This window comes from Thiolapillus sp. (genome assembly GCF_048562965.1).
Taxonomy (GTDB): Bacteria; Pseudomonadota; Gammaproteobacteria; order Chromatiales; family Chromatiaceae; genus Thiolapillus; species Thiolapillus brandeum_A.
This window is the reverse complement of the sequence record NZ_JBHNMF010000257.1, coordinates 1-4,758: the sequence shown is the minus strand read 5'-3', so window position 1 is coordinate 4,758 and position 4,758 is coordinate 1. Positions and strand designations below refer to the sequence as shown.

Here is a 4,758-nt window from a genome sequence, read left to right as displayed (position 1 = left end):
CAATCCGTGTGCTGTGATGCTCCAGGTACTTATAGGACCCAACCGCTTTTATATCGAGCTCAGAATACGTCTCGAAATCGAGATACAACGTCTTCATAACATTCTCCTGAAACCCCGGTACTTACGCACCGGGGGCTGACGTTAGTCGAACTTAAGACCCGGGTCCGCAGGGACTGCGGGGGGGATAGGCTGACCGTTCTGGTCTACCGGCCAGGCGTTAGCGGGCGCGGGGGGTGCCGAGGGCGCGGGAGGTGCGTAGACCGGGGGCACTGAAGCCGCTAGAGACGCTGGCGGTGCTAGAGGCGCTGGTGGTGCGTAGGCTGGCGGCGCAGCAACGGGCGCTGGCGGCGCTGGCGGCACGTAGTCAGCGGGTGCCGCCACGGGTACAGGTGGGATTGGCTGTCCGTTTATATCGTACCTAAGCGCCGGGGGTGCTGTATCGCGTGGCGCTGGCGTGACTGCCCCGTACACGGACGCGGTTGCCATCTCTGCGAGCTCATTAAAGGTCTCACCCAACCCACCCCGAAACGCTGCCATGTCCACGCCACTCGGGTTCCCAGTAACATAGACTGCGTTCATGTACAGCCGGACACCGATGGCGCTACGCGTCTCCTTAGGATCCCCAAAACTTCCAGCTGACGCTGACACAACCACAAGCTGCCCGACTACTTCATTGTCCAGCTCTGGGGTAATACTTTGCCCATCCGCCCGACTGATGTTAACCATGGGCGACCAGTACTGCATCGCGGACGACAACGGCACTTTAACGTAGCTCTCATCCACAACTTCGTAGATAGTGTACATGTCACTGCGCCAAGGGGCACCTTTACACAGCTCATTCATAAGCCGTGTCTGGATCTCATCCAGCTGCGCAATAAGTGGTGCCTGTAGCTGCCGGTGTAGCAGCACCGTCAGCGTGTATTTTGCCTCAGCCGCTTTCTTATGCTGAAATGACGTCACCATGTTTGAATACAGAGCAATGCCTTCAAACTTCAATTTATCCATCTTGTATCTCCTGTTTAAGTGTCACTGACAACGAGGCTGGGCTTTCCAACCTTCTCTTCCACATACTGAGCCATCTCAGCCCAGCGCCGTTTGCTCCACGTCTTCTCCGCCTGGGCCGGGCTGAGGATCTCAACCGGTTTGCGGAACTCATTGGGCCTGATGTTGCTCGCGCGGAACAGCTTCTCCATCTCTTCCTGACTGAGTGCCCAGCTCCTGCTGATACGACCGTCCCGCAACCTGACGCCTGGTACGTCTTTACCTGATAGCAAGCGCGCTTTGGCCTCCTTCTTCGCCGATTCCAGATACCCTTCAATGGCCTTCACGGACTTTACTACGGCAGCGAGTTCTTCATCCGTCAGAGTCTCGACACCTTTTTCAGTGTCCAGCCCCGCCATATCCGGGATTACGGCCTCTGGCTGAACCCCCCAGGCCTCACAGCCCTTGGTCTTCTTACCGGGGCAGTACTGACAGTGATCCCCGCGGATAGGCTTCTCGGTTGATACATCTCCCAACATGGTTTCGATGCTATCAACCAGTGGCTGGGCAAATTTACGGATGAAATCTGCCAGGGTGAACGACTGCATGTTGATTGCAGATTCACCAGGGTTGCAGCATTCCGGCTGAAGAATGCCCATACGTACCAATACGCCCTCGTGCTCAGGATCAATGCAGTACACCTGCCCATCTTCCTCACGCTTTGTGATGAATCCACGCGCAGTGAGTACACCCAGCACATAGCAGACATTTTGCGTAGAAGTCGGCGATACCCTGCGCTTGCCGGATTTGTAATCAAAGATCCCTATCTCGGCCAGCACGCCATCTCGGACAGTATACGTGACCAGGTCCGCAGTACCGAAGAACGTATCTTTAACGTCCTCCGGTACATACCGCTGCATGTCTACGCGCTGCTCGCAGTAGATCTCAGTCGCCGCTTCAGCCAGGGGCTTGAATGACGCCAGCGCATGGGACATGTGATCACCATAGCCCGGCGGGATAGCTAGCATCCCAATACCCGTGAAAACCACATCGCCATCCTGCACAGGTTCGTAAGAACCCAGGCGAACCAGCTCCTCCAGTATAGCGTGCAGCTCAGTACCCAGTCGCATAGCCGGGTTTTCGGGGTCACTATGACCCTTTACCCAGTTCTGGTAGGCAACCGGGCAGTTAGCCCAAATATTCCCTCTACTGGGGGAAATATCCGCGTGCTCTGTCATGCTACACCTCCTACCGCGGTGTGCTGCTGGTCGGGGTTAGCAATGTACCAGTCAATGATGCCCGCGAACTCTGGGAATGATTCTTTCGGAATGTCGGATACGCGCTTGACTTTGTAATCTGCCAGCAGTGCAAAGGCCAGCGCGCCGTCATCGGCTCGATTCGTGGTCAGCTGATGCAGCTTAGCTACAATCGCCGCAGCATCAATGACCGCAGGTGCTGGAGCAGCAGGCGCAGGTGCTGGAGCAGCAGGCGCAGGTGCTGGAGCAGCAGGCGCAGGTGCTGGAGCAGCAGGCGCAGGTGCTGGAGCAACAGGCGCAGGCAGCACTGGTGCAACAGGCGTAGGCGGCACTGGAGCAGCAGGCGCAGGTGGCACTGGAGCCGCAGGCGCAGGTGGCACTGGTGCAACAGGCGCAGGTGCTGGGGCTACCTTTGCAGCCTCTTCCAACAAAAGATGCTTACTCAGCGCCTCGATCAGTTCTGCATTGGCTTTAAGGTGATTAATGAGTGCTTGTTTCATTATGTTTCTCCGGTTTGTGGTGCCCGTTATTGGGCGGTTAGTAAATCTTAGGTAGTGGGCCCGTTTTTCATCCGCAGATCGTAGTCACGCTGCAAATTGAGCCAGTATTCTTTGCTGGTTTCGAATGTGTATGCCAGATAATACGCAACTAACGGGGTGACATCATACTTACCCTGGAGAAAGTGCCTCGTATATTCCTGGGATCTCCCTATGTGATCCGCAAGCTCAGCAATGGACATACCCCGGGGTTTCACATAGTACTCCCGTAACAACTCCCCCGGGTGCTGTACTTTAAGGCGTAACTCTCTCTCCGCAAAGTGATCTACAGCCTCTAACTGTTCAGACCCTGGGGTACTATCATCATATTTCTTCTGTAAACGAAGCCAGAAATCAATGCTGATACTGAACAGGTGTGCTAGGGATACTGCATCCTCATAGGTAATATCACGGTTTCCCGTGATGAGGCTAGCCAGGTGCTCGATACTGCACCTCATCGCATATGCCAATTCCGTAATGCGCATATGCCGCGGACGCATGAACTGCATAAGCAGTATCTCCCCCGGATGCTCCACTGGCTCTTTCTTAGTTTCTTCAGTCATTTCAGTTTCTCCCCCAACAATTCTCTCTCAGCATCCCCGCGTATCACCCATAAATCTTCTGTGATTTCCGACCAAGGGAGGCAGCGATACATCCTGAAAGGCGCTTCCCCGGGTTTCCACCCGGGGGGCTTTTCCAGCTCCAGAACATAAATCGGTACGCGTGAGGAAATCACAGCAAAGTGAGCTACAGCCTCTAACTGCGCGTCTATCAGCGTAGTAGCACTGCACTCAATGGGCTTGGTGTCTGTCTGTTTTGCCATGTAAAACTTTGTCATTTCAGTTTCTCCTAGTATTTAATTTCACAATCATATTCAACTTCATAATCTACGTAGAAATCATTTTTATACGTAGAACACCCCAGCTTCGGAAGTGTCACCGAACGGTAGGGCATACCCGACACTGCCAGCATTTTCTCGATCCTGTAACACGCCTCTTCCATGCAGGCATACTCTCCAATAGAGCTCGCGCGGATCATTACCCTCTCGATCCGGAAATCATTTACCGGATCGAGAGGGTCATCATGTGGTTTCTCCCGACTGGCTGGGAGAAGTGACCGTCTCATAACATGAACGTCGAACCGAAGCCCTTCAGGCGCTGAGATCGGCTTCACAACTAAAGGCTCAGATAGCCAGGGAATCACCTTGGTTATGACTTCGTACACCTCACGCGGTGTACCACGGTCATCGCGCATTGCTATACACTGGTCTTTACGTACCAGGTGCGTGCGAACGCAGATCGGGTTGATCGGCTTAAAGTCAAATCGTTGTCGTGCCTCAATACACCAGAAGGGGGGATTCTCATAGCTATTGAAAATCTCTACATCGGTATACGGGCTCTCCAGCGTAGCCAGCAGCGCCCCGGGTTCTGCTGAGTCTCCGCAATCGCAGTAGGCGTACTGTGATAACTTGCTCAATTCACGTTTCAGCTCTTTATCTATACTACTCATTTCAGTTTCTCCTCAATGACTAATGTGTCAAATTCCAGGATCAGATCCCTACGGAACCAGCGATTCCCCCGTGCCGCGTACCTGGCATATGAGCTGAGAATCTTAGCCTCGCCCCGACCTGCATCCACATCTGCGGCTTCGACCTCGATCAGGTAGATATACCCATCACCGTACTGTGTGGAAAAACGCCTCGTGGCCTCGCACTTCGCCTGACCGAGCTTCGTAGCCTTGCAGCGCTCTTTTCCTTCGCTGTCTGATGTTGCCATGTAAAATATACTCATTTCATTCTCCTGCTTCGTTGTAAGCTTCGAGGACTTTTCGGCAGTTTTTGTGGGCATCCCGAACAGTATACCCGTCCATATCCGCCAGCTCCCACCTGTCGAAGTCTGGGGGTAAATTCTGAGTTGCTGCCGCCTCATGAGCAACTGTCCAACCAGTGGGGGTCGCCAGCTCCCACCTGTCGAAGCTACGAGGAA

6 protein-coding genes are annotated in these 4,758 nt (G+C 54.1%); 2 read left to right on the top strand and 4 right to left on the bottom strand.

What is annotated here, in order from left to right:
* Positions 1 to 251: 251 nt before the first annotated feature.
* Entirely contained in the window at positions 252 to 422 is a 171-nt protein-coding gene (locus tag ACOCD2_RS12645; protein WP_419625718.1) for a hypothetical protein, read from the top strand.
* Between the two features lie 597 nt (positions 423 to 1,019).
* Here ACOCD2_RS12645 and ACOCD2_RS12640 read toward each other — a convergent pair.
* A complete protein-coding gene (locus ACOCD2_RS12640) occupies positions 1,020 to 2,219 on the bottom strand; it encodes a DUF2800 domain-containing protein (RefSeq protein WP_419625717.1) in 1,200 nt (399 codons plus the stop codon).
* Between the two features lie 214 nt (positions 2,220 to 2,433).
* On the opposite strand from ACOCD2_RS12640, the gene ACOCD2_RS12635 reads away from it, so the two are divergent.
* Entirely contained in the window at positions 2,434 to 2,562 is a 129-nt protein-coding gene (locus ACOCD2_RS12635; protein WP_419625716.1) for a hypothetical protein, read from the top strand.
* A gap of 222 nt (positions 2,563 to 2,784) precedes the next feature.
* On the opposite strand, the gene ACOCD2_RS12630 is transcribed toward ACOCD2_RS12635, so the two are convergent.
* The 3 genes from ACOCD2_RS12630 to ACOCD2_RS12620 all read right to left on the bottom strand — a co-directional run.
* Positions 2,785 to 3,336 carry a HigA family addiction module antitoxin gene (locus ACOCD2_RS12630; protein WP_419625715.1) on the bottom strand — a complete coding sequence of 184 codons (552 nt, stop codon included), beginning with the start codon at positions 3,334 to 3,336 and terminating at the stop codon, positions 2,785 to 2,787.
* Between the two features lie 286 nt (positions 3,337 to 3,622).
* Positions 3,623 to 4,282, bottom strand: coding sequence for a hypothetical protein (locus ACOCD2_RS12625; RefSeq protein WP_419625714.1), 660 nt, complete (start codon positions 4,280 to 4,282; stop codon positions 3,623 to 3,625).
* A partial coding sequence (locus ACOCD2_RS12620) for a hypothetical protein (protein ID WP_419625713.1) occupies positions 4,279 to 4,758 on the bottom strand: 480 nt, incomplete at its 5' end. The genes ACOCD2_RS12620 and ACOCD2_RS12625, both read right to left, overlap by 4 nt.

Bases quoted from the DNA above. Each gene is read 5' to 3' on its own strand.
- ACOCD2_RS12640 (WP_419625717.1), bottom strand. From the start codon at position 2,219: ATGACAGAGCACGCGGATATTTCCCCCAGTAGAGGGAATATTTGGGCT.
- ACOCD2_RS12630 (WP_419625715.1), bottom strand. From the start codon at position 3,336: ATGACTGAAGAAACTAAGAAAGAGCCAGTGGAGCATCCGGGGGAGATA.
- ACOCD2_RS12625 (WP_419625714.1), bottom strand. From the start codon at position 4,282: ATGAGTAGTATAGATAAAGAGCTGAAACGTGAATTGAGCAAGTTATCA.